We start from the raw sequence: 24,490 nt of genomic DNA on the forward strand, positions 1-24,490 counted from the left end.
AGGGGACCTAGCTGTGCTGTCGAAGCTGCTGCGCCTTGGTGAAGGTCGCATGGTCAAGCGCCTCAAGCGCGTGGCCGACTATGTCAACACGTTGTCTGACGACGTCGAGAAACTCACCGATGCGGAGCTGCGGGCCAAGACCGACGAGTTCCGTAAGCGGCTCGACGACGGCGAAACCCTCGATGACCTGCTACCGGAAGCCTTCGCGGTGGCCCGCGAGGCCGCCTGGCGGGTGCTGGATCAGCGACCGTTCGACGTGCAGGTGATGGGCGCGGCCGCGCTGCACCTGGGCAACGTCGCCGAGATGAAAACCGGTGAGGGCAAGACGCTGACCTGTGTGTTGCCGGCCTACCTCAACGCGCTGGCCGGCAAGGGCGTGCACATCGTCACCGTCAACGACTACCTGGCCAAACGCGACAGCGAGTGGATGGGCCGGGTGCACCGCTTCCTGGGCTTGCAGGTCGGGGTGATCCTGGCCAACATGACCCCCGACGAGCGCCGGGTGGCCTACAACGCCGACATCACCTACGGCACCAACAACGAGTTCGGCTTCGACTACCTGCGCGACAACATGGCCCACTCGGTCGAGGACATGGTGCAGCGTGGACACACTTTCGCGATCGTCGACGAGGTGGACTCCATCCTGATCGACGAGGCCCGCACGCCGCTGATCATTTCCGGGCCCGCCGACGGCGCCTCCAACTGGTACCTCGAGTTCGCCCGGTTGGCCCCGCTGATGCAAAAGGACGTCCACTACGAGGTGGACCTGCGCAAACGCACCGTCGGTGTGCACGAGCTCGGGGTGGAGTTCGTCGAGGACCAGCTGGGCATCGACAACCTCTACGAGGCCGCGAACTCGCCGCTGGTCAGCTACCTGAACAACGCGCTGAAGGCCAAGGAGCTGTTCAACCGCGACAAGGACTACATCGTCCGCGACGGCGAGGTCCTGATCGTCGACGAATTCACCGGTCGCGTGCTGATCGGTCGTCGCTACAACGAAGGCATGCACCAGGCCATCGAGGCCAAGGAGCACGTCGAGATCAAGGCCGAGAACCAGACGCTGGCCACGATCACGCTGCAGAACTACTTCCGGCTCTACGACAAGCTGGCCGGCATGACCGGTACCGCCCAGACCGAGGCGGCCGAGCTGCACGAGATCTACAAGCTCGGCGTGGTCCCGATTCCGACCAACAAGCCGATGGTCCGCCAAGACCAGTCCGACCTGATCTACAAGACCGAAGAGGCCAAGTACATCGCGGTCGTCGACGACGTCTCCGAGCGCTACGAGAAGGGCCAGCCGGTTCTGATCGGTACCACCAGCGTCGAGCGCTCGGAGTACCTGTCGCGGCAGTTCACCAAGCGCCGCATCCCGCACAACGTGCTCAACGCGAAGTTCCACGAGCAGGAAGCCGGCATCATCGCGGTGGCCGGGCGCCGCGGCGGCATCACCGTGGCCACCAACATGGCCGGTCGCGGTACCGACATCGTGCTGGGCGGCAACGTCGACTTCCTCACCGACCAGCGGCTGCGCGCCCGGGGTCTGGACCCGGTGGAGACGCCCGACGAGTACGAGGCGGCCTGGCACGAGGAACTGCCCAAGGTCAAAGAAGAGGCCAGCGCCGAGGCCGAAGAAGTGATCGAGGCCGGCGGGCTGTACGTGCTGGGCACCGAGCGCCACGAGTCGCGCCGTATCGACAACCAGCTGCGCGGTCGCTCCGGCCGGCAGGGCGACCCGGGTGAGTCGCGCTTCTACCTGTCACTGGGTGACGAGTTGATGCGACGGTTCAATGGCGCCGCGCTCGAGGCGATGCTCAACCGGCTGAACCTGCCCGACGATGTGCCGATCGAGGCCAAGATGGTCACCCGCGCAATCAAGAGCGCGCAAACCCAGGTCGAGCAGCAGAACTTCGAGGTCCGCAAGAACGTCCTCAAGTACGACGAGGTGATGAACCAGCAGCGCAAGGTGATCTACGCCGAGCGCAAGCGCATCCTCGAGGGCGAGAACCTGCAGGAGCAGGCGTTCGAGATGGTCCGCGATGTCATCACCGCCTATGTGGACGGCGCGACAACCGAAGGCTACGCCGAGGATTGGGACCTCGACGCATTGTGGTCGGCGCTCAAGACGCTGTATCCGGTCGGGATCGAGCACGAGTCGCTCACCCGTCGGGACGCGGACTCCGAGCATGACGATCTCACTCGCGAGGAGCTGCTCGAGGCGCTCGTCAAAGACGCCGAACGGGCTTATGCCGCAAGAGAAGCCGAGCTGGAGGAGATCGCCGGCGAAGGCGCGATGCGACAGCTGGAGCGCAACGTGTTGCTCAACGTGATCGACCGCAAGTGGCGTGAGCACCTCTACGAGATGGACTATCTCAAGGAGGGCATCGGGCTGCGGGCGATGGCGCAGCGCGATCCGCTGGTCGAGTACCAGCGCGAGGGCTACGACATGTTCATGGCCATGCTGGACGGCATGAAGGAGGAGTCGGTCGGCTTCTTGTTCAACGTCAGCGTGGAAGCGGTTCCCGCTGCGCAGGTCGCGCCGGTGGAAACGCCGGAAGGCCTGGCGGAGTTCGCGACCGCCGCCGCGGCCGCCGGGCAGGACACTCCAGCCGCAGCCGCACCGGCGCCGAAAGAACCGGCTCCAAGCACCTTGCGCGCCAAGGGTATTGATACCGAGGCTCCCGCTCTGACGTATTCCGGTCCGGCAGAAGACGGTTCGGCCGAAGTCCAGCGCAACGGCGGTGGCGCGCAGAAGACTCCGGCCGGTGTGCCCGCCGGGGCCAGCAGGCGCGAGCGCCGCGCGGCCGCCCGCCAGCAGGGCCGCGGCGCCAAACCGCCGAAGTCGGTCAAGAAGCGCTAGACGCGCGGCTCGGATTCGCCGAGTGTGCGCCTGGCCGCACATTCGGCGGTGAGTGTGCGGCTGGCCGCACATTCGCGAGCAGGATTTGAGGCATAAGCCTCATGCGCGGGTCCCGCGGTGCCGCGCAGCATCGGTGCATGACTACGTCGCACACTCCTGCCGACGCCGCTTCGGCCGTTCTGCACAACGCCACGCTGCCCCCCGGCGACGACGAAAGATTTGCCGGCTTCGGGGTTCTGGGGCTGCCGTTCGCGAGCGGGCATTACCTCGCGCTGCGTTGCATACCCACGTCGTCGTTCGCGCCGGGCTACCGGTCGGTCTGGCATCGCGATGCCGCGGGGGTCTGGACGTTTTACGCGACCAGCTCCGGTGAACTCAGCTGCGCCCGCTTCTTCAGCGCGGCCACGCCGAACGACGCGGTGCGGTGCGAAATCGACGTCGCCTGGGTGACGCCGTGGTCGCTGTACGTCCGGATTGCCGGCTTGCTCGAGTGGCATCTCGATCTCGGCACCAGCGCGTCGACCCGGCTGATGAGCGCGCTCGCCCCGCGGCTGCCCGCACGGGCGTGGACCAGCCGATGGGCCCTCGGCGCTCTCGGGCGAGTCGCCGGACCGCTGATGGGCACCGGGCGGGTGCGGCTATCCGGCAACGCGCCGAACGGCCAGCGATTCATGATCGCTCCCAAGCGATTCTGGGCCGTCAGCGATTCGCGCGCGGTATGGCGCGGCGAGGACCTCGGCGTGGTGACCCCGTTGTCGCGGCAGGCCCGATTGGCCGACTTCTGGGTCCCGCAGCGCGGGCTGTTCGTGACCGGGGGCGGCCGGCTGGAGGCGTTCGACCCGACCCGTCACCGCGCCGTGCGGCGCACTATTTCGATTTGCTGAAACTTGCACCTGAGCGAAGGGGACAATGGGCCGATGGCGTCGCACCCAGCCGAGCCGGCGCCGGCGGGCGAGGCGCCCAGCCGGGCCGAATTGCTCGCGGCGTTATCGGTGGCGATCGACCTCGGCTTGGGACAGCCCGCCGAGCACATGTTGCGTGCGGCGATGATCGCGACCCGGCTCGCGGATCGGCTGGGACTGACCGACGCGCAACGGGATTGCGTCTACTACACGACACTTGTCATGTGGATCGGATGTCACGCCGACTCCCATGAATACGCGCGGTGGTTCGGCGATGACATTGCGGTCCGGCATGACTCGTATCTGGTCGACTGGTCGGGCCTGCCGTATTGGCGGTTCCTGCTGGGCAACATCGGTCGCGGTCAGCCGTTGACGCAGCGGCTGACCATCATGGCAACCCTGTTCGCCAATGCGCGCGGTCAGCTGTCCCGGCTCATTCACTCGCACTGCACCTCCGCGGCGCTGCTGGCGGATCGCATCGGCCTGGGCCCCAGCGTCCAGGCGTCGCTCGCGTTCGCCTTCGAGCGCTACGACGGCGGCGGCCTGCCCGCCGGCGCCCACGGCGACGAGATTCCGATCCAGATGCGGGTCGCCCAGCTCGCCGAGATGGTCGAGGTGCACCACCGCACCTACGGCGTTGACGGTGCCGTGGCGATGGCTCGCAGTCGCCGCGGTGGCCAGTTCGACCCGAAGGTCGTCGACACCTTCATCCACAATGCCGACGCGATCCTGGCCGGCCCGGCTCCCGGCGATGCGTGGGCGGCGGCCCTGCGCGAGGCCCCCGATCGCCAGCAACGGCTCGACGACGACGGGCTGGACGCACTGCTTGTCGCGTTCGGCGACTTCGTCGACCTCAAATGTCCGTTCACCCTTGGACATTCGCGTGCGGTGGCCGGACTGGCCGGCGATGCGGCAATCGCGGCCGGCGTCGACGCCGGTTCGGCGGCCCTGACGCGACGTGCGGGCCATGTTCACGACCTGGGCCGCATCGGTGTGTCGAATCAAATATGGTCCAAGCCAGGATCTTTGACCGCGGGCGAATTCGAGCGGGTGCGGCTGCATCCCTATCTCACCGCCCGGATCCTCAACCAGGTTCGCGGGCTGGGACGGCTGGCCGAAGTCGCCGGAAACCACCATGAATGCCTGAACGGATCGGGCTATCCACGCGGACTTGCCGGTGCCGCGCTGAGTCTGCCCGACCGGATCCTGGCAGCGGCGGTCAGTTACCAATCCGCTTGTGAGCCAAGACCATACCGCTGCGAGTTGTCGCCCGGCGCGGCGAGTCAGCGGATGCACGAGCGGGTGAGCGCCGGTGAACTCGACGCCGTCGCGGTCGAAGCGGTGCTGCATGCGGCGGGCCGGCCCGCCGGGCGGCCCAAGCCGCGTCCGGGCGGTCTCACCCCGCGCGAGATCGAGGTGCTTCGCCTGGTCGCTCGCGGCGCCTCGAACAAAGAGATCGCGGCGGCGTTGGTGATCACCGAGAAGACCGCCCGCAATCATGTGGAGCGAACGTACGCCAAGATCGGCGTCTCGAATCGCATCGGCGCCAGCATGTATGCCCTGCAACAGGGATTGTCCTCACCGACTGCCGAAAATTGAGGCAATCGCCCCATTCCCTCGCCGGGGATTCGGCGGACAATCTGTACATGAGTCGATATTTGACAATCTGTTACGGCGCAGTGGCTTATCTGCTGTTCCTGGTGTCGTTCACGTACGCGATCGGATTCGTCGGCAACATCGCGGTGCCCCGCAGCGTCGACCATGCGCTCTCGGCCCCGGTTGGCCTGGCGGTGCTGATTGACGTACTCCTGCTTGGTGTTTTCGCAATTCAGCACAGCGTGATGGCCAGACCCGCGTTCAAGAGATGGTGGACCCGATTTGTGCCCGCGTCGATCGAGCGCAGTACCTACGTGATCCTGGCGAGTGCTGCGCTGTTGCTGCTGTATTGGCAGTGGCGCACGCTGCCCGACGTCGTGTGGGACGTGAGTCTGCCGGCGGCACGGGTGCTTTTGTGGGCGTTGTTCTGGCTGGGCTGGGCCACGGTGTTCTTCTCGTCCTTCATGGTCAGCCACTTCGACCTGTTCGGTCTGCGGCAGGTTTACCTGGCCTGGCGCGGAAAACCCTACCGCGAATTAGACTTTCGTGTTCGGTACCTGTACCGGCTGGTGCGTCACCCGCTGATGCTGGGTTTCCTGATCGCATTCTGGGCGACACCCACGATGACGGTCGGGCATCTGCTGTTCAGCGCCGCCACCACGGGTTACATCCTGATCGCAGTGCGGCTGGAGGAACACGACCTGGTCGAGTCGCTGGGCGAGCCGTACCGGGCCTACCGTCGCGAGGTGCCGGCGTTGGTGCCCGGGACACGGCGGTACCCGCATGCGGCGGCCGGCCAGCACTAGTCCTGCTGAATATGAACTCGGTCTGTATCGCGGCCATCTGTGCGGTATTACGCCGCGGGTTCCCGGTATGTTGCGGATATGGATGTCAAGGAGGTGTTGCTGCCGGGCGTCGGTCTGCGATACGAGTTCGTCAGCCATAAGGGCGACCGGATCGGCATCATCGCGCGGCGCGGCGGCGACTTCGACGTCGTGCTGTACGGCCCCGACGATCCGGACCAGGCCCGCCCGGTGTTTCACCTCACCGACGAAGAGGCCGACACCGTGGCCCTGATTCTGGGCGCTCCCCGCATTGCCGAGCGGTTCACCGCGCTCACCCGCGAAGTGCCCGGGCTCGAGGCGGGTCAGGTCCATATCGAGCCGGGCAGCCCGTTCGTCGACAAACCGTTGGGCGACACCCATGCTCGTACCCGCACCGGGGCGTCGATTGTCGCGATCGTGCGTGACGAGGATGTGCTCGCCTCGCCGGGTCCGGCCGAAATGCTGCGGGAACGAGACGTTTTGATCGTCATCGGCACCGAAGAGGGCATCGCCGCCGTCGAGCAAATCGTCGATAAGGGTTGAGCCAGTGCAGGTTTCGGGGGCCCTGCTGTTTCAGCTAGGCGCCCTCCTCGCCGCACTCGCGGTGTTGGGGGCCATCTCGCGGCGGTTCGCGCTGTCGCCGATTCCGGTCTATCTGATGGCGGGTCTGTCGCTGGGCAAAGGCGGTATCTGGCCGGTGGCCGCCGCCGGTGAGTTCATCATGACGGGTGCACCCATCGGCGTCGTGCTGTTGCTGCTGACCCTCGGACTGGAGTTCTCCGCGACGGAATTCGCCGCCAGTCTGCGTCACCACCTGCCCTCGGCCGGGGTCGACGCGGTCCTCAACGCCACCCCGGGAGCGGTGGCGGGATGGCTGTTGGGGCTGGACGGCATCGCGATCCTGGCCCTGGCCGGCGTCACCTACATCTCGTCCTCCGGTGTGATCGCGCGCCTGCTGGAGGACCTACACCGGCTCGGTAACCGTGAAACGCCGGCCGTTCTGTCGGTGCTGGTGCTCGAGGACTTCGCGATGGCCGCCTACCTGCCGCTGTTCGCGGTGCTGGCGTCCGGCGGTACCGGGCTGGAGGCGGTCGCGGGGATGGCCGTCGCGATCGGTGCGCTCTTCGCGGCGTTCTTCGCGTCCTATTACTGGGGCCATCATGTGGGCCGGCTGGTGGCCAATGCCGACTCCGAGCAGCTGTTGCTGCGGGTGCTGGGTGCGACCCTGATGGTGGCGGCGCTGGCCGAATCGCTGCACGCCTCGGCCGCCGTCGGTGCCTTCCTGGTCGGGCTCACCCTGACCGGTGACACCGCGAAGCGGGCGCGCAAGGTGCTGGGGCCGTTGCGCGACCTGTTCGCCGCGATTTTCTTCGTGGCGATCGGGCTGCAGGTGGACCCGCACTCGCTGGTTCCGGTGCTGCCGGTCGCGCTGGCGCTGGCCGCCGTCACCGCGGCCACCAAGGTGGCCACCGGGATCTTCGCCGCCCGGCGTGACGGCGTGGCGCGGCGCGGGCAGTTGCGGGCCGGCACCGCACTGGTCGCGCGGGGCGAGTTCTCGCTGATCATCATCGGCTTGGTCGGCACGGCGATCCCCACCGTGGCCGCGCTGGCGACGGCGTATGTGTTCGTGATGGCGATCCTGGGTCCGGTGCTGGCCCGCTTCTCGGGCGGCCCGTCGCGCGAGGGAGCAGGATCGCCGGCCTAGCCGATCAGCCGATGTGCAGGGCCACCACCTGCCACCGGATTCCGTTGCCGGTGGGCAGCATCTGGACCCGAGCGGCGATGGCGTGGATGCGGTCGCCGCGGCTGTAGGAGCCGAACACCTCGGCGGCGGTCTCGGCATCCCGGTGCCCGACCGGCTGCAGCCGCATCCGGCGCAGCACCGCGGCGCCCTGGTGCCCGCCGCGCGACTGGCTCACCGACAGCACGGAGTCGACGAGGCCGCGCACCAGCAGCGGCTGCAGCTGGGACACCGGCCGCCGGTGATCGATGACCTCCAGCACCCGGCGCAGCGCGGCGTCGGCGAAGGCCGCCGCCTGACGCATTGCCGCGGACCAGGCCACCGCCGTCGGCTCGGGTTGCCTGACCGGCCGCCCGCTGTACGGCCGGCGCGGGCCGCCGCCGCTTCGGCGTGCCACCGCCGGCTGCCGGCAGCCGGCGACGTTGCGCGGCACCTCCCGCGGCGGCGGTTCGTACTCGACGACCGGCACGACGGCGAAATCGTCACGGTGAGCGGGGTTTACGGAGCTGATGGTCAACGCGCACTCTCCAAGTCATCGGTGAACGAGCGGCCTGCAGGAGAGTGACAGACAATGGGGCTTTCAATTGCCGGCCATCATCGCACAATTCGACATCGCGCGTACCCGCGCCGTGTTGTGGCCTAGCGGACGATTACGGTGAGCGGGAACATCGGGGAACCCGAAGGATTGACCAAGGAGGCCAGGGCCGCAATGGTGACCCGGTTGTCCACAGCGGACGCATCCTTCTACCGGCTCGAAAACACCGCCACCCCGATGTACGTCGGATCGCTGTCCATCCTGGCGCGCCCGCGCAACGGACTGAGCTACGAGACGCTGCTCGCCGCCGTCGAACAGCGGTTGCCGCAAATACCTCGCTATCGGCAGAAGGTGCGCGAAGTGGGGGTCGGTATGGCCCGGCCGGTGTGGATCGACGACGCCGATTTCGACATCACCTACCACGTGCGGCGCTCGGCGCTGCCGTCGCCGGGCAGTGACGAGCAGCTGCACGAACTGGTCGCCCGGCTGGCCGCGCGGCCGCTGGACAAGACGCGGCCGCTGTGGGAGATGTACCTGGTTGAAGGCCTGGCCAAGAATCGGGTCGCGCTCTATACCAAGTCGCATCAGGCGCTGATCAACGGGATGAGCGCGCTGGAGATCGGCCATGTGATCGCCGACCGGACCCGGCAGCCGGCGCCGTTCCCCGAAGACATCTGGATCCCGGAACGTGAACCCGGCTCGACGCGGCTGCTGCTGGGCGCGCTCACCGACTGGCTGGTGGGCCCGGGCACGCAGCTGCAGGCCGTCGGCTCCGCGATGGCCGGGGCGGCGACGAACTACGGCGAGCTGCTCAACGCGGGTCGCCGGGTCTTCGACATCGCGCGCACGGTCGCGCGCGGTACCGCGCCCAGTAGCCCGCTCAACGCCACCGTTTCGCGTCATCGGCGGTTCACCGTCGCCCGCGGAAGTCTCGAGGACTACCGGACGGTGCGCGCCCGCTACGACTGCGACATCAACGATGTGGTGCTCGCCGTGGTGACCGGCGCGCTGGGCAACTGGCTGATGTCGCGCGGGATGGCCGTGTCGTCGAGCGCCACCATCCGCGCGATGGCTCCGGTTTCGGTGTATGCCGAGGATCAGCACGACTCGACCGGGCCCGGCCAAATGATCAGTCAGGTCTCCCCGTTCCTGGTCGACCTGCCGGTGGGCGAGGCCAATGCCGTGGTGCGGCTGTCGCAGATCGCGCACGCCACCGAATCCAATCCGTCGGCCGCCCGGTTGGTCGACGCCCGGACCATCGTCACGTTGTCCGGGTTCGCGCCACCGACCCTGCACGCCATGGGCATCCGGGTGGCCACCAGCTTCTCGGCGCGGTTGTTCAACTTGTTGATCACCAATGCCCCTGGCGCCCAGTCGCAGATGTATATCGCCGGCACCAAACTGCTGGAAACCTACGCGGTGCCGCCGCTACTGCACAATCAGGCGCTGGCCATCGGTGTGACGTCGTACAACGGGACGCTGTATTTCGGAATCAACGCCGACCGCGAGGCGATGAGCGATGTCGACCTGCTGCCGGCGCTGTTGAAGCAATCACTCGAGGAACTACTCGACGCTTCTCGCTAGTCGGTAGCGGTGAAAATTGGTATGCGTGCATCTACCATTCGTTGATGTGAGCACTTCGAATGATGGCGCACCGCTAGCGAAGGCGAAGAAAAAGAAATCGTCCGCGCGCGACGGTGCCAGGATCTCCGATGCCGTGTATGAAGCCGAATTATTCAGGCTACAAGCAGAATTCGTGAAGCTGCAGGAGTGGGTCCGGTTTTCCGGCGCGCGAATCGTGGTGCTCTTCGAGGGCCGTGACGCCGCAGGCAAGGGCGGTGCCATCAAACGGATCACCGAATACCTCAGTCCCCGTACCGCCAATATCGCCGCCCTGCCGGTGCCCACGGATCGAGAGCGCGGCCAGTGGTATTACCAGCGGTATATCGCGCATCTGCCCTCCAAGGGCGAAATCGTGCTGTTCGACCGGTCGTGGTACAACCGCGCCGGCATCGAGAAAGTCATGGGATTCTGCACGCCGCAAGAACATGTGTTGTTTCTGCGGCAGACTCCGATATTCGAGCAGATGCTGATCGACGACGGGATTCTGCTGCGCAAGTACTGGTTTTCGGTTTCCGAGTCCGAACAGTTGCGCCGTTTCAAGGCACGTCGCAACGATCCCGTCCGGCGCTGGAAACTGTCCACCACGGACTTGGAGTCGGTGTATCGGTGGGAGGACTATTCGCGCGCCAAGGACGAGATGATGGTGCACACCGACACGCCGGTAAGTCCTTGGTACATCGTGGAATCCGATATCAAGAAGCACGCGCGGCTGAATATGATGCACCACCTGTTGTCCAGCATCTCCTACCACGAGGTGCACGAGCCGAAGGTTGACTTGCCGGACCGTCCGGTCGTCAGCGGCAACTATCATCGTCCGCCGCGCGAGCTGTCGACGTATGTCGACGACTACGCGGCGACCTTGATCGAGGCCTAGGGATGGGCGCGACCCAGGTCTACATTCCGGTCACGTTGACGATGCTGCAGCAGCTCGTCGCCGAGGACTCGCTGCAGCCGGTCAACGGCACCGCGTTCGCGGTGACTCCGACACTGCGCGAGGCCTATGCGCAGGGCGACGAGGACGAGCTCGCCGACGTCGCGTTGCGTGAGGCGGCGCTGGCGTCGCTGCGCTTGTTGGCGGCCCACGACGCCGAGGGAGATCAACCGGCGCGGCCACGGCGGGCGGTGCTGGCTGCCGAGGTCGACGACGTCACCCTGCGCCCCGATCTCGACGATGCGGTCGTCAGAATCACCGGGCCGGTCTCGATGGGCCAGGTGGTCGCGGCCTATGTCGACAACGCCGGCGCCGAGGAGGACGTGGCGAAGGCGATTGAGGCCATCGATGCCGCTGACCTGGGGGATGAGGATGCCGATCTGATCGTCGGCGACGCCCAGGACCACGATTTGGCCTGGTATGCGAACCAGGAGCTGCCGTTCCTGCTCGATCTGTTGTGACCGCCACGACCGGCCGGAGAATGTGACGCAATCCGGGCGGGTCAGCCTGGAAAAGATAACGTAACTTACGGTACCGTAGCTTTCATTATGGGTAGGAAATACCAATCGGTAACCGCGAATGTGGTCGACACGAAGCGCCCCACGGTCGCCGGGGCGGAACGACACCCCGGCTGGCATGCGCTGCGCCAGATCGCTGCCCGCATCACGACGCCGCTGTTGCCCGACGACTATCTGCGCCTGGCCAACCCGCTGTGGTCGGCGCGAGAATTGCGGGGCCGCATCGTGCAGGTTCGCCGCGAGACGGAGGATTCCGCGACCCTGGTCATCAAGCCGGGCTGGGGCTTCAGCTTCGACTTCGAGCCCGGCCAGTACATCGGGATCGGGCTGCGGATAGACGGTCGCTGGCGCTGGCGGTCGTATTCGCTGACGTCGAGCCCGGTGGCGCGGTCGGGGTCCGGACCGGAGCGCACCGTGACCATCAGCGTCAAAGCGATGCCGGAAGGTTTCCTGTCCAGCCACCTGGTGGGCGGCGTCGAGCCGGGCACCATCGTGCGACTGGCCGCACCCCAGGGTAACTTCGTCCTTCCCGACCCGGCTCCGCCGTCGATTCTGTTCCTCACCGCGGGATCGGGGATCACGCCGGTCATGTCGATGCTGCGAACGTTAGTGCGCCGCAAGCAGATTGGTGACATTCAGCACGTCCATTCAGCGCCGACCGAATCGGACGTGATGTTCGGTGCCGAGTTGGCCGCGCTGGCGTCGGTGCACCCCGGGTACCGGCTGCAGGTGCGCGAGACCCGTTCGCAGGGGCGGCTCGACCTGGCCCGGCTCGACGACGAGGTACCGGACTGGCGCGAACGTCAAACCTGGGCCTGCGGACCGGAGGGCATGCTGGCCCAGGCCGAGAAGGTCTGGGCGGCCGCGGGCATCAGTGACCGGTTGCACCTGGAGCGGTTCGCGGTGGCCAAGGCGGCACCGGCCGGCCAGGGCGGAACGGTGACCTTCGGCCGAACCGGCCGCACGGTGGCCGCCGACGCCGCGACCTCACTGATGGATGCGGGGGAGGGCGCCGGAATCCAGATGCCTTTCGGCTGCCGGATGGGTATCTGCCAGTCCTGCGTGGTACCCCTGCTGGAAGGTCACGTGCGTGACCTGCGAACCGGGCAGGAACACGAGCCCGGGAGCCGGGTGCAGACCTGCGTGTCGGCAGCTTCCGGCGATTGTGTGCTCGACATTTAGGTATTACTCATAGGTAACCTACGGAGTCGTAGGTTACGATAGCGTAGGTACTGACCACAAAATCGAACGCCGGGAGGTGAGAACGATGGCGATCACAGACATCGACGTATTCGCGCATCTGTCCGACGCTGATATCGAAGCCCTGGCCGTTGAGCTGGATGCTATCCGCCAGGACGTGGAGGACTCACGCGGCGAGCGGGACGCCCGCTACATTCACCGCACCATCGCCGCACAGCGTGCGCTGGAGGTGTCCGCCCGACTGATGCTGGCCGCGAGTTCGCGGCGCTCGGCATGGTGGGCCGGCACTGTGACCCTGGGCGTGGCCAAGATCATCGAGAACATGGAGATCGGCCACAACGTCATGCACGGCCAGTGGGACTGGATGAACGACCCGGAGATTCACTCCTCCTCGTGGGAGTGGGACATGAGTGGGTCGTCCAAACACTGGCGTTACACCCACAACTTCGTGCACCACAAGTACACCAACATCCTCGGGATGGACGACGACGTCGGCTACGGCATGCTGCGCGTCACCCGCGACCAGCGCTGGAAGAAGTTCAACCTTTTCAACCTGGTGTGGAACACGTTGCTGGCCCTCGGTTTTGAATGGGGCGTCGGCCTGCAGCACGTGGAGATCGGCAAGATCGTCAAGAAGCGGATGGATCAGGACGAAGCGCGGCAGCGCACCGACGAGTTCTTCGCCAAGGCCGGCCGTCAGGTGCTCAAGGACTATGTCGCGTTCCCGGCACTGACCTCGCTGTCGCCCGGAGCGACCTACAAGTCCACGTTGAAGGCCAACGCCGTTGCCAACGTGATCCGCAATGTGTGGGCCAACGCGGTGATCTTCTGCGGCCACTTCCCTGATGGCGCAGAGAAATTCACCAAGACCGACATGATCGGAGAGTCGAAGGGGCACTGGTACCTGCGCCAGATGCTGGGCAGTGCCAACTTCGAGGCGGGACCGGCGCTGCGGTTCATGAGCGGCAACCTGTGCCACCAGATCGAGCACCACCTGTACCCGGACCTGCCGAGCAACCGGCTGCACGAGATCTCGGTGCGAGTGCGCGAGGTCTGCGACAAGTACGACTTGCCTTACACCACTGGGTCTTTCCTGGTGCAGTACGGCAAGACGTGGCGCACGATGGCCAAGCTGTCGTTGCCCAACAAGTACTTGCTGGACAATGCCGACGACGCGCCGGAAACCCGTAGCGAGCGGATGTTCGCCGAACTGGAGGCCGACTTCGCGGGTACCGATCCGCAGACCGGTCGGCGGCGCGGCCTCAAGACCGCAATCGCCACCGTTCGGGGCTGGCGCCGCGACAAGCGCGCCATGAAGAAAATGGAGCAGATGCTCAAGGACGCCGACGATCTGGCGGCCTAGGCGCTGCGCCTAAAGCTGGGCGAAGAACATCGCCGCGGTGCCGGCGGCAGCGCATGCTTGATACAGCGGTTCCAAGCGTGCGGACTGCCGCCGGGCGGCGAAACGGCTTGACCAATACAGCGCCGCAACCGCGAAACCGAGTACCACGATCCAGTTCACCGCGGTGATCCACCCGAATCCAGCTGGGGCCTTGGACATCTCGTGTACCGGCATGTCCATGCCGGGCATGTTCATGGCCAGCGAATCCAACTTCGGGTGGCTGGCCTGGCCCGGCAGGCCACCGCTCATCACCGCGTACATCCACACCATCGCCGCCGCCATCACCGCGTAGTAGGAGTTGGTCATTCGCTCACCGGTGGCAGACGAGCCTCTGCAGGCCGCCCGCACAAACCAGGCGCCCGCCAACCCGAAGATAATCATCGGCCCGGCCGTCGACACATCCCCTCCGATGTGCCACGCCATCAGGATCATTGCGGCCGCCATCGTCAGGTGCAGCAGATGGTCGATCGTGCTCGTCGAGCGGTCACGTTGGGCGACAAGGAGATAGACGTAGGTCGCAATGCTGATACCGAAGAGCGCGGTGACAATCCACCGCAGCGTGGAGTCGCCGATCAAGAGCCGGCCGCGCCGTCTAGCATGAGCTGGACGGTACCCCCGTAGGGTACCAAGGTCAAGCAACGCGGCCGCGCGTCGAGTCGCCGGCGGCGACCCGCGATTCGGCTCGAATATTGGTGCGGGGAGCTGCCCGCAGCCCAGGTTAGGCTAACTGCGGGTGACGCCAAGGTGTCGTCGAAGGGGTGCCGAGATGGCCGGTAATCGGCGTTGCTGATTCGCCAGTTGTCGCAGCGCGGGCGTGATGGAATTTCACCGGACTTTGGTCGCGCGCTCATTCGTCGTGCTCTGTGGCAGCTAGGAGGTGATTCGCCATGACCGGACCGGTGATGACGAAAGTCGTCTACGAGGAACTGATAGCTCGGGCGAACGAGTTGGAAGCGCCGCTGGTGGATCAGCAAGGACGAGGCATACCCACCGAAGTCCCCCAACCTCCGTGCGGCCTGGCGATCGTCAAACAGGGCGCCAAAGACCTTGGTTATTCCGCTGACAACATGCGCTATTACCTAGGGCTTTTCGACAAGTCGCGCAAAGACCTGGCCCAGTCGCTGCGGAATGCGGCCAAGGCATATCGCCACGTCGACGAAGACGCGGCGGCAGCGCTGCGCAACGAAACGTCGTTGTCGGGTGCGGCCATGTCCGTGCCCGCGCCCGGCGATTCCGGCCCCGCGATGTTCGGCGCCGGCGTTGCTCCGAACCAAGACGTGCCGGAAGAGGCGATGGACGGGCTGCACAACCTCGAACAGGCGGCCCTGGAACTCGAGCAAATGGATCAAGGCGCATCGTTTGATCGCTTTGCCGAACAGTGGGCCAAATACCACGACGCGTTACTGCGGGCCCGCGATCGTTTCCGGCCCTTCCGCGAATGGGAAGGCGAGGCTGCCACCGCCGTCGGGGAGAATTTCGAATTGCAGCGAACGTGGCTGGACACTATGGCGCGATTCAGCGACCAGATGTCTCGTCAGGCCCAAACGATTGCCGACGAGTTCCGCGCCTTGCGAAAGCAGCATGTCTGGGGCAAGGATGCTCGCTACGGAAAGCGGGTGAAGTGGGATTACAAAAGCTTGCTCGAGCTCGAGGCGTGGGCCCGAGCCAATATGCACTCCGGCTACGAAACGTTTATGACAACCTACAACGAGGCGTCGAAAAACTCGCTGGCTCTGCTCACTGATTTCCGCGGCAAATCGGGTTTGCCGGTGTCGCAAGTGAATCCGACGACGCCGCCCAGCGCCAAGAAAATTGATCCGCCCAAGCCGTGGAAGCCATCGGTGCGGCCGAGCGATGAAGACATCAAGAAGTCTCATGTTCTCAAGCCGCCGCCGCGGCCGGACTGGATACCCGACGACAAGCCGACGCCTGGGCCGCCTACACCTTCCGGTGATCAGGGTGGTCTGCCGTTCATTCCGTCGACACCGATGATGCCGATGATGCCTTCGGCGGCACAGACGTCCGAACCGCAGCTGGCCGAGGCGCTAAGAGACCTGAAAGGCCAAGGCGCGCCGAAACTTCCGCACGATGGTGGGGTCAAGCCCGCATCCTTCGGTGGGGCCGGTGTGCCGGGCACGCCGTTGCAAACCTGGGGAGAAGACGGCGCGACGGCACGCGCCGCTGCCGCCGGAGCCGCAGCTGGGCCCGGAATGGCCGGCCGAGGCGTCCCGGGCGCCGGCGCGATGGGCGGCGGTATGGGCGGGGCTCCCGCCGCGGGTGGGGACAAGGGCACCGGCAAAGCCAAACGCGTGCAAGGGGATGAGGAGGCGCTGTACACCGAGCAGCGGTCCTGGACTGAGGGCGTCATCGGTCTGCGGAGTGCCAAGGAAGTGCCCAAACAATAGCCGGCAGTCGCGAAACGAGGAGTAATCGATGGGTTTGGCGCCGCCGACGGGTGAGCATGCCGAGAAGATGCTTGCCCCGAACGGCTGGCCCGAGTCCGACGAGGACATCAACTTTGACCGCGCCGCGCAGTACATGCAAGTGTTGCGGAAGGTCAGTGACGTAGCGGATAACTGCCGGCATCAGCAGCTCGAGATCTTCGGCAGCGACGTCTGGTCGGGAAGCGCCTCCGGTGCCGCCAATCGTCAAGTGGGAACGCTGATCGAAGCACTGGCTTCGTTGCAGGATGGTCTCGCCACCGTGATCACCTGGCACAGAAATGTTGGCAGGTCGATCATCCAGGCCAAGTCCGATATCTATGACAACGTCGAAGTCGCCGAGACCAAGATCGAGGCATTGGCGAACGAGTTCAGGCTGAGCGAAGCTGAACGGACCGAAGCGATCAACGCGGTGGTCGCTGCTACCCACGAGGCTAATGCCGCGGTGGTGACAATGACCGCCGAGCAGATTCTGGCGAGCAAGGCGTGGAAACCGCCGTCCAGCGCGCTGCAAGACTTGCTCGACCAGAAGGCGCCACCTGCAGCGCCGGGGGATGACGACCCGTCAGATCTCAACCCCGCGCTGCCGGGACCGGTCGCGCCGCCGGTCGCTGGGCCGATGGCCCCCCCGCCCGCCGGACCGGCAGGTCCGCAGCCGTCGTTGCCCGGCATTCCGGTAGGTGGCCAGTTGCCAACTCCGGCAATCATTCCCGCTGTGTCGGCGACGCCTGCCGCCAGCGTTCCTGGTCACCCGACACAGGTCGGCGGCCCCACAACTGCGGGCACCGTCCGCCGGCCGGCGTCAGTACCTCGGGATGGCGGTGGCGACGATCCGGATGGGTCGGCGCTGCCGGATGCGCAACCGTATCAGGCTGGGCCGCATGACGATTCACCGCGGGTTGCGCCCGCCAGCGCGAGTGTCATGCCGACGGTGCCGGGAGCCGCTGGCGGCGGTGGCGCGGGCGGGTCCGTCGCGCCGGGTGGCGGCCCGGGTGGTGGCGCGGTGCCGGCGGTGGGCGGCCAGGCCGGGCGAGTGTCCCCGGGTCAGTCTTCGGGTGTTCGACCTGCCGCGGCAACCCATCGTCGGGCGCCGCGTGGCGACCGCGTCGCACAGTCGAGGGATGCGGCTCAGGTGGCGGAAGTCGCTGGGATCGCGGCGATTCCGGTCTCACCGGCTCGTCTTGAACGCGATGCGGTGGCCGAGGCGGCAACTGCCGATGCCGCACGCCGACGCGGCGCCGATCCGCTGCAGCTGGCGCGGCGCATCGCGGCGGCATTGAACGCGCCCGTCGGCGACAGGCCGCCGGACTTCGGATTCTTCTGGGTGACCGGCGTGACCACCGAAGGCGCGATCGTGGTGGCCAACAGCTATGGGCTGGCCTATATCCCGGACGGCGTGCAGTTGCCCGAAAGGGTGTTCATGGCCACGGCGGACGACGCGATTCCACCCGCCGAGCGGGCCCGCTGGGCTACGTATCCGGTGGTGGCCGTGCAAAGCTGGGCGGCTCAGCGCGACATGACCCTGCGCGCGGTGATCGCCACCGAGGGGCAGTTGGCCGATTCCGATCCGGGCGTCGCGAAGGTAGTACTCAACGTCGATGACATCCCGGACACCGGGGAGATGATCGGCCGGTCGCGGTTGGAGGTGGTGAATCCCGAAGCGGCCGAGCGGCTGGCGCAGACGCCCGACGCGCGCCTACGTGAACTGCTACCACCAGCCGACGCGAACCCGCCCGCTGACGAGCGCTTCATGAAGTGGCTACAGGTGATGAAGCCGATGGTCAGCAACGACCCCCGCCGTCAGGCGCCACACCTGCAGGCCTTCCAGGCCTACGTCGCTCACGCTCAGCACGTCGTCCGCGGCGATGCGTACGCCGCGGCCGACCCGGTAGTGCAGCGCTGCGCCGTCGCCGACTGGCTGTACTGGAAAAACCTCGCCGGGCTGCTGGACGCCGCGTTGTCCCCGGTGTCTTGAGTCTCCGCGCACCTGCCGCCTAGGTCTACTCTCGGAAACATGCTTGCAGCGTTTGGATTCGAAACCCTGGGCGTGGTCGTCGGGGATATGTTCTTCGTCGACCCGACCCCGAACGAAGGTCAGGAAACCCCGGAGCGGGGAGTCAGATTGGAACTCCGTGTCGTCGATCGGGCCGAGCCGCAGGGATCGATATACGCGGGCATTCCGATCGCCTTCAACCGCCCGGTATGGCGGGTGGATCTGTTCGGGTCCACCGAGAGTCCGCCGGGGACGTTGGACCGGGCCCATCACCACCCCAAATTCAAGGGCTGGGAACCCGGGCGCCGGCACTTCGTCCCCGAGCTGTCAGCCGATCCGGTGTCGTGGTTGGCCGAGCAGCTGGCTGATCCGGCCGCCGTGCTGGCAAGGGCGGGCGTCGAACCCGACGAGGTTCCCGAGGCCGACAAGGCCGGACTCGCCGCGGCCGCTCCGGACATTGTCGCTGCGGTGAAGCGGATGCTCGACGGCGTGCGAGACGGGGAATTGGCCCCCGCGCCCGCCGAGCCGGTTGCCGCCGCACGCACCGGGTGGCTCTGATCTCGCCCCGCGCGGGCGCGCGAAAGAGGGCGTGATCGAATCCGCAGCCGAGCGCGGTACTACTGGACCGCGGTGCCGAAGAGATGGCCGATGCCGTAGGTGAACGCTAGACCTGCCGCGCCTCCGAGCACGACCCGCAACACCGCCCGCCGTACGCTGCCACCGCCGATGCGGGCGCTGAGCGCACCGGTGAGCGCCAAGGCCGCGAGCACGGCGACGAATGTCACCGGGACCCGAAAGGCGGTGGGCGGCAATAGGATCGATATCAACGGTAGCAACGCTCCGATGATGAACGACGCTGCCGACGCCGCGGCGGCCTGCCAGGGGTTGGCCAGCTCCTCGGGGTTGATGTTGAGTTCGGCGTGCGCGTGCGCGGTCAGCGCATCGTGTTCCGTCAGCTCCTTGGCAACTTGCGCTGCGGTTTCAGCCGATAGGCCCCGGTCCTGATAGATGGCAGTGAGCTCGGCCAATTCGGCATCGGGTATGTGCCGAAGCTCATGTCGCTCGGTCGCAAGCTGCGCCTTCTCGCTGTCCCGCTGGCTCGAGACCGACACGAATTCACCCAGCGCCATCGAGGCTGCCCCGCCCACCAGGGCAGCCAGTCCGGCGGTGAAGATCGGGCCGCGCTCTGAGGTTGCCCCGGCCACACCGACCACCAGGCTGGCCACCGAAACGATGCCGTCGTTGGCGCCTAACACCGCCGCCCGAAGGCTGTTCAGCCGGCCTGAGCTGTGGCCGGCATGCGGTTCGGCCGCATGCGTTGGTTCGTCTTGCTGAAGTGGCTGCTCGTCACCCATGTCGCCTAGCCAAGCGCATTTCCACCCTGTCGCGCCAGCAAGTGCAGCCTCATCAAACTTTTTCGGAGTAGCCGTATTTAGCTTTGCCTTTGCAGCGGTGAACGACGTTATGATCACGCTCGCCCGACCTCACTGGGCGTCCGTTCCAGCCAGCCGCCGGACAAGCCACGACGTTGGCGCCCGAGGTATGTCGACGTACAAAGGACCTTCATGACGGTCATTCATGGCTTGCCCGCCCATGTGCTGCTGGTGCATTTCCTCGTGGTGCTCGCGCCCCTGACGGCTCTGCTGGAGATCGTGTGCGCCCTGTGGCCTGCCGGCCGGCGGGGACATCTCGTCTGGCTGACCGGCATACTCGCCGTCGTGACGGCGGTGCTGACACCGATCACGGCCAACGCCGGTGGATGGTTGTATGACTTGCGGCGCAATCCGAGCCCGATACTGCGCGAGCACGCCGAGCTGGGCGACACCATGATCTATTTTGCTGTTGCCCTATTGGTCGTTGCCGCCGCACTTTTGGCGCTCGGGTTGGCCGAACGCCGGTCCGGCCCGCGTCACCTGGGCGTCACCGCGACGGTGGCAATTGTCACGCTCGCCGTCGGTATCGCGACGATGGTTCAGATCTACCGGATCGGCGATGCTGGCGCGGATTCGGTGTGGGGCAACGAGATAGCGCACCTGAAACAGGCCAATAGCAAGTAGTGGCGATTCAGGGCGGTCTCATCATGCCGCCGGGACCCATCATGCCGCCGGGCCCCATCATTGCTTGCATCATCGCCGGCATGCCCTCGTTCACAAAACCGGTGACCTCTCGGGCGTGTGCCCGGATGGTTTCCGTGAGCGCGGGATCGTCTGCGGTCTCTTCGGCGATCACGCCCGTAGGGGTCAGCGTGAGCTGGCGGCGATATCCGCCGGCGTGACGGAAAAGAACCGGCAGGCTTTGGCTCATGCACATGACCTCGGTTCCCTGATCCAGGTGGGCATACATGCTTGAGACGTGCGCCTGCAGTTGAGAGGTCAGGTCCGCGGACTTCGATTCGGTGGTGGTGCGCACGCCGCCGGGTATGTCTTCGACCACACGACTGATCTCGTTGTGTCGCTTGAACATTTCCATGTAGCGGCTCATGTCCATGTGACCGGCACCCATGAAACCGCCTCCATCGGTGAGGCGGATAGCCGAGGACGGCTCAATCAGGTTGCGAAGGACATAGCCGAGACCTACGACGCTGCTTGCTGCGATCGAACCGAGCGCGACGAGGGCCGCCCGTCGCGTCAACCTAGCCATCGCGGTCAGACACCGAAGTTCCGGCGCCCTGGTCCTGACGGCGAATCACATCGCGCATCGCGAAGGCCACCACAACCACTACCGTCATCAGAAGTGCTGCCAACACGATGTACATCGCGACGCTGCCCCAGCCCCAGCCCCAGCCCCAGCCACCGTTGTTCCACATCCAGCCCCAGCCGCACATCTGCGGCGCTCCCTTCGTCAGGTGATCCTTGAGACAGACGATGCGCGGGCCGCTCGAGAGCTTCTAGGGTCGATGGTCCTTTCTTTACGCGTCGAAGCGCCTAACCGAGGCCGTTGCGAGAGCTCCGTGTCGGTACCGGCCACCAACTCTTTTCGCCTAGGAGGGTGGCGATGGCGGGGACGGTCAGTGTTCGGACCACGAAGGTGTCCAGTAACAACCCTGAGCCGATGATGAATCCGGCTTGGACGAGGATGTCGACGGATCCAACCATCAGTCCGAACATGCTGACGGCAAAGATGATGCCTGCCGAGGTGATCACGGAACCGGTGCTGACGACGGTGCGCAGCACACCGACCCGAATGTTGTGGCCGGCTTCTTCGCGTAGCCGGGACATGAGCAGCAAGTTATAGTCAGCACCCACGGCCACCAGCAACACAAACGCCAAAAGGGGTACCGGCCAGGCGATCTGGTGACCGAGTCCGCACTGGAACACCAGGACTCCCAAGCCGAGGGCGGCGAGATAGTTCACCACGACGGTGCCCAACAGGTAGAGCGGGGCGACGACGGAACGTAGCAGCAGGATCAAGATGACACCGACGATGATCAACGTCGCCGTTCCCAGACGCTCGAAGTCGGCGGTCAGCATGTGTTGCAGATCGGAGTTGACGGCGGGGAAGCCGGCGGTCGACATCGCGGCGTTGGCCAGCGAAGTATTGGGTCGGGCGGCGTTGGCTGTCTCGATGATGCGTTGGTTCAGGGCCATCGCATCAGCCGAGTAGGGATCGTACGACGAGGCGACGGCGAATCGGACGGTGTGTCCGTCGGGAGAGATGAAATGGCTTGCCAGATCGCTGAATTGGCGGTTATCGAAGGCGTCTGGGGGTAGGTAGAAACCCGAGGCGGCGTCCGATTCGGAGGTGGCGCGCGCCGAGCCTTGCAATTGGGCGGCGATCTTGCTCATGCCGCTGAGCATCTGGATGTTGCTGTCGGCAAGGGCGTGTACGCCGGTGGCCAGCGCTCGAGCGCCCCACGCGAGTTGACCGATGCCGTCCTGGAGCCGATGGATATTGCCGACGATGTCGGCCGGGTCGCCGGTAGCGCCGAGGCTTTGCTGCATGGTGTGAGCAGCGGTTTGGATACTGTTGAGAGTGGTTGACAGCGTGGCGTTTTGGCTGAGCTCGGCAACCTGGTCGAAGAAGCCGCCGTTGCGCAGCGTAACCAGCATTCGAGTTTCGTCGCGCAGTTGCGCGCACTGTGGTGTGGTCACGCACCAGGGCGAGGTATTGAGGCCTTCGACCAGAGGATCGATGGCCGCGACGGCTGCGGCGGCCTGCTGGGCCAGGGGACGCAACCCCGACTCGAACAGGGGGCGGTGGTTCTGCAGCTGTTGCCCCACGCTTTGGGCTTGGGTCAGCAGGCCGGCGACCGGGGTGAGTGCGCGGCGCAGTGTGGTGTCGAGTTGGTCCAGGCCGGCGGCCAGTTGGTCGGCCCCATGGGTGAGCTTGGCAAGGTCGTCCTCGTGAGCCTCACCGTCGGCGACCGCACCGGCCATTTTGTCGCCGATTTGTTTGTTCTGCCAAGACAATTGGGCTTGATCGAGCCGCTTGCCGGTGGGGCGCGTGACACCGGAGACGCGGGTCACTCCCGGCAGTTGGGCCAGGCGGGAGGCCATCTCATCGAGGTCGGCGAGGCCTTTTGCGCTTCGCATGTCACGGTTGGACTCAACCAGCAGAAATTCGTTCATCACGGTGTCTTTGGGAAAGTGTCGGTCGAGCAACTGGTAGCCCTGGTTGCTGGCGGTGCCGGCGGGTTGACCGCTGCGGTCGTCGTAGCTGATCTTCATCGTTGCCGCGACACCAGCCAGGGCAAGCAAAACGGCCAGACTGGCAGCCAGCACCGGCCACGGGTGCCGCACCACGACGACAGCCACGCGAGTCCAGTAGTGCCGGGACTGATCGGTGCGCGGCTCGGCGATACCGCGTTTGGCGGCGACCACCAGCAGCGGCGGCAGCAGCGTGATGGTGGCAAGAAACCCAATCAGCACGGCGATGGCGCAAGCCGGGCCCACCCCCTGGAAGATGCTGAGGCGGGCAACCACCATGGCGGCCAGTGCAAAGGCGACGGTGGCTGCCGAGGCCAAGATGACGCGCCCGATGCTGCCGCAGGCGTGGCTGATGGCTTGTTCCGGTGCGACGCCCTGTCGCCGTTGTTCGTGATAGCGGCTGATGAGAAAGACGCTGTAGTCGGTGCCCGCGCCCAACAACACGGCGGTCATGAACCCGACGGTGACCTGGGAGACGGGCAGGCCGCACTCACCCAGGGCCGACAAGACGCCTCTGCCGACGGCCACGCTGGCACCGATGACCAGCAGCGGCAGCAGTGCGGTGAACACCGATCGATAGACCAGCAGCAGGATGAGCGCGATGAGGCCGGCGGTGGCAACGGAGATGATCAGCAGGTCGTGCTCGGCAGAGGCGATCTCGTCATGAAACGTCGCAGCCGGGCCGGTTACGTGGGCGGTGGTCGAAGACCCGCCGAGCGCCGCGGATGTGCTGGCGCGCACGGCGTCGACCGACTCGGCTGCCTTGGGATCGCCCAGTGTGCCGGCGATCCCGACTGGTAGGAACCAGGCCTGTCCGTCTTTGCTGACCGCTTGGGGTCGGGTGATCGGGTCAGCGAGCAGATCCTGGACCAGCAGGACGTGCGACTTGTCGGCGCGCAGCGCGGACACTAGGGCGTCGTAGTGTTGCCGTGCCGACGGCGTCAGCCCGGCTGGGTCCTCCATCGCGACGACAATCGATGTCTTTGCGCCGCCCTCGTTGAATGCCGTCGCCATCGCGTCGAGCGCGTGAAACGACGGAACCTCATTGGGCAGGAGTTGTACTGACTGCTCCCGCACCACGGTCTCGAGCTGTGGAAGGACCACGGCCAGGATTACCGCCGCACCGACCCACGCGCCGACCACGCCGGCTTTGTGTCTCATCGAGAAGCGGCCCAGCGCCGCAAGACGTGGGCTGTATTCACGCGGAGCGCCGGCCCGGCGCGGTGCCCGTCGTCCCAATTCACGAAGTCCCATGACACTTTCGCGCACACTCGTCATCGA

21 protein-coding genes are annotated in these 24,490 nt (G+C 66.0%); 15 read left to right on the plus strand and 6 right to left on the minus strand.

Annotated features, from left to right (window positions below):
- Positions 1 to 13: 13 nt before the first annotated feature.
- From secA to ACAG21_RS24530, 6 genes are all read left to right on the plus strand, one after another.
- Positions 14 to 2,857 carry a preprotein translocase subunit SecA gene (gene secA, locus ACAG21_RS24505; protein WP_370498845.1) on the plus strand — a complete coding sequence of 948 codons (2,844 nt, stop codon included), beginning with the start codon at positions 14 to 16 and terminating at the stop codon, positions 2,855 to 2,857.
- 137 nt (positions 2,858 to 2,994) lie between these two features.
- A complete protein-coding gene (locus ACAG21_RS24510) occupies positions 2,995 to 3,741 on the plus strand; it encodes a hypothetical protein (protein ID WP_370498846.1) in 747 nt (248 codons plus the stop codon).
- Between the two features lie 33 nt (positions 3,742 to 3,774).
- The gene (locus ACAG21_RS24515; RefSeq protein ID WP_370498847.1) at positions 3,775 to 5,358 is read left to right on the plus strand and encodes an HD domain-containing phosphohydrolase; all 1,584 of its coding nucleotides are present in this window, start codon (positions 3,775 to 3,777) and stop codon (positions 5,356 to 5,358) included.
- A 47-nt stretch (positions 5,359 to 5,405) separates the two neighbouring features.
- Positions 5,406 to 6,161 carry a methanethiol S-methyltransferase gene (gene mddA, locus ACAG21_RS24520; RefSeq protein WP_370498848.1) on the plus strand — a complete coding sequence of 252 codons (756 nt, stop codon included), beginning with the start codon at positions 5,406 to 5,408 and terminating at the stop codon, positions 6,159 to 6,161.
- Positions 6,162 to 6,239: 78 nt separating this feature from the next.
- Complete coding sequence (locus ACAG21_RS24525) at positions 6,240 to 6,722, plus strand: cation:proton antiporter regulatory subunit (protein ID WP_370498849.1); 483 nt, start codon at positions 6,240 to 6,242, stop codon at positions 6,720 to 6,722.
- 4 nt (positions 6,723 to 6,726) lie between these two features.
- A complete protein-coding gene (locus ACAG21_RS24530; protein ID WP_370498850.1) occupies positions 6,727 to 7,884 on the plus strand; it encodes a cation:proton antiporter in 1,158 nt (385 codons plus the stop codon).
- A gap of 4 nt (positions 7,885 to 7,888) precedes the next feature.
- On the opposite strand, the gene ACAG21_RS24535 is transcribed toward ACAG21_RS24530, so the two are convergent.
- Positions 7,889 to 8,437 (minus strand): Rv3235 family protein, encoded by a 549-nt coding sequence (locus ACAG21_RS24535; protein WP_370498851.1) that lies wholly within the window; start codon positions 8,435 to 8,437, stop codon positions 7,889 to 7,891.
- A gap of 192 nt (positions 8,438 to 8,629) precedes the next feature.
- On the opposite strand from ACAG21_RS24535, the gene ACAG21_RS24540 reads away from it, so the two are divergent.
- From ACAG21_RS24540 to ACAG21_RS24560, 5 genes are all read left to right on the plus strand, one after another.
- The gene (locus ACAG21_RS24540) at positions 8,630 to 10,039 is read left to right on the plus strand and encodes a wax ester/triacylglycerol synthase family O-acyltransferase (protein WP_370498884.1); all 1,410 of its coding nucleotides are present in this window, start codon (positions 8,630 to 8,632) and stop codon (positions 10,037 to 10,039) included.
- A 46-nt stretch (positions 10,040 to 10,085) separates the two neighbouring features.
- Positions 10,086 to 10,952, plus strand: a complete 867-nt coding sequence (gene ppk2, locus ACAG21_RS24545) for a polyphosphate kinase 2 (protein WP_370498852.1) — start codon at positions 10,086 to 10,088, stop codon at positions 10,950 to 10,952.
- Between the two features lie 2 nt (positions 10,953 to 10,954).
- The gene (locus ACAG21_RS24550; RefSeq protein ID WP_370498853.1) at positions 10,955 to 11,470 is read left to right on the plus strand and encodes a hypothetical protein; all 516 of its coding nucleotides are present in this window, start codon (positions 10,955 to 10,957) and stop codon (positions 11,468 to 11,470) included.
- A gap of 87 nt (positions 11,471 to 11,557) precedes the next feature.
- Positions 11,558 to 12,709, plus strand: a complete 1,152-nt coding sequence (locus ACAG21_RS24555) for a ferredoxin reductase (protein WP_370498854.1) — start codon at positions 11,558 to 11,560, stop codon at positions 12,707 to 12,709.
- Positions 12,710 to 12,794: 85 nt separating this feature from the next.
- Entirely contained in the window at positions 12,795 to 14,090 is a 1,296-nt protein-coding gene (locus ACAG21_RS24560) for a fatty acid desaturase (RefSeq protein ID WP_370498855.1), read from the plus strand.
- 9 nt (positions 14,091 to 14,099) lie between these two features.
- On the opposite strand, the gene ACAG21_RS24565 is transcribed toward ACAG21_RS24560, so the two are convergent.
- A complete protein-coding gene (locus ACAG21_RS24565) occupies positions 14,100 to 14,705 on the minus strand; it encodes a DUF5134 domain-containing protein (protein WP_370498856.1) in 606 nt (201 codons plus the stop codon).
- 311 nt (positions 14,706 to 15,016) lie between these two features.
- Here ACAG21_RS24565 and ACAG21_RS24570 point away from each other — a divergent pair, with 311 nt between their 5' ends.
- From ACAG21_RS24570 to ACAG21_RS24580, 3 genes are read left to right on the plus strand one after another with little or no spacing between them, the layout of a single operon-like run.
- Positions 15,017 to 16,534: a hypothetical protein gene (locus ACAG21_RS24570; protein ID WP_370498857.1), complete on the plus strand. Its 1,518-nt coding sequence runs from the start codon at positions 15,017 to 15,019 to the stop codon at positions 16,532 to 16,534.
- A gap of 28 nt (positions 16,535 to 16,562) precedes the next feature.
- The gene (locus ACAG21_RS24575; protein ID WP_370498858.1) at positions 16,563 to 18,545 is read left to right on the plus strand and encodes a hypothetical protein; all 1,983 of its coding nucleotides are present in this window, start codon (positions 16,563 to 16,565) and stop codon (positions 18,543 to 18,545) included.
- A gap of 39 nt (positions 18,546 to 18,584) precedes the next feature.
- Positions 18,585 to 19,121, plus strand: a complete 537-nt coding sequence (locus ACAG21_RS24580) for a hypothetical protein (RefSeq protein ID WP_370498859.1) — start codon at positions 18,585 to 18,587, stop codon at positions 19,119 to 19,121.
- A gap of 59 nt (positions 19,122 to 19,180) precedes the next feature.
- Here the strand turns inward: ACAG21_RS24580 and ACAG21_RS24585 are convergent, their stop codons facing one another.
- Positions 19,181 to 19,918, minus strand: coding sequence for a VIT family protein (locus ACAG21_RS24585; RefSeq protein ID WP_096285320.1), 738 nt, complete (start codon positions 19,916 to 19,918; stop codon positions 19,181 to 19,183).
- Between the two features lie 210 nt (positions 19,919 to 20,128).
- Here ACAG21_RS24585 and ACAG21_RS24590 point away from each other — a divergent pair, with 210 nt between their 5' ends.
- Entirely contained in the window at positions 20,129 to 20,620 is a 492-nt protein-coding gene (locus ACAG21_RS24590) for a DUF2231 domain-containing protein (RefSeq protein ID WP_370498860.1), read from the plus strand.
- A gap of 7 nt (positions 20,621 to 20,627) precedes the next feature.
- Here the strand turns inward: ACAG21_RS24590 and ACAG21_RS24595 are convergent, their stop codons facing one another.
- The 3 genes from ACAG21_RS24595 to ACAG21_RS24605 all read right to left on the minus strand — a co-directional run bounded on the left by ACAG21_RS24595 (position 20,628) and on the right by ACAG21_RS24605 (position 24,463).
- Positions 20,628 to 21,203, minus strand: coding sequence for a hypothetical protein (locus tag ACAG21_RS24595; RefSeq protein ID WP_370498861.1), 576 nt, complete (start codon positions 21,201 to 21,203; stop codon positions 20,628 to 20,630).
- Positions 21,196 to 21,387 carry a hypothetical protein gene (locus tag ACAG21_RS24600; RefSeq protein WP_370498862.1) on the minus strand — a complete coding sequence of 64 codons (192 nt, stop codon included), beginning with the start codon at positions 21,385 to 21,387 and terminating at the stop codon, positions 21,196 to 21,198. The genes ACAG21_RS24595 and ACAG21_RS24600 overlap by 8 nt, the downstream gene beginning before the upstream one ends.
- A gap of 100 nt (positions 21,388 to 21,487) precedes the next feature.
- Positions 21,488 to 24,463: an RND family transporter gene (locus ACAG21_RS24605; protein WP_370498885.1), complete on the minus strand. Its 2,976-nt coding sequence runs from the start codon at positions 24,461 to 24,463 to the stop codon at positions 21,488 to 21,490.
- Positions 24,464 to 24,490 lie beyond the last annotated feature (27 nt).

The organism is Mycobacterium sp. pR1184 (assembly GCF_041287235.1).
GTDB lineage: Bacteria > Actinomycetota > Actinomycetes > Mycobacteriales > Mycobacteriaceae > Mycobacterium.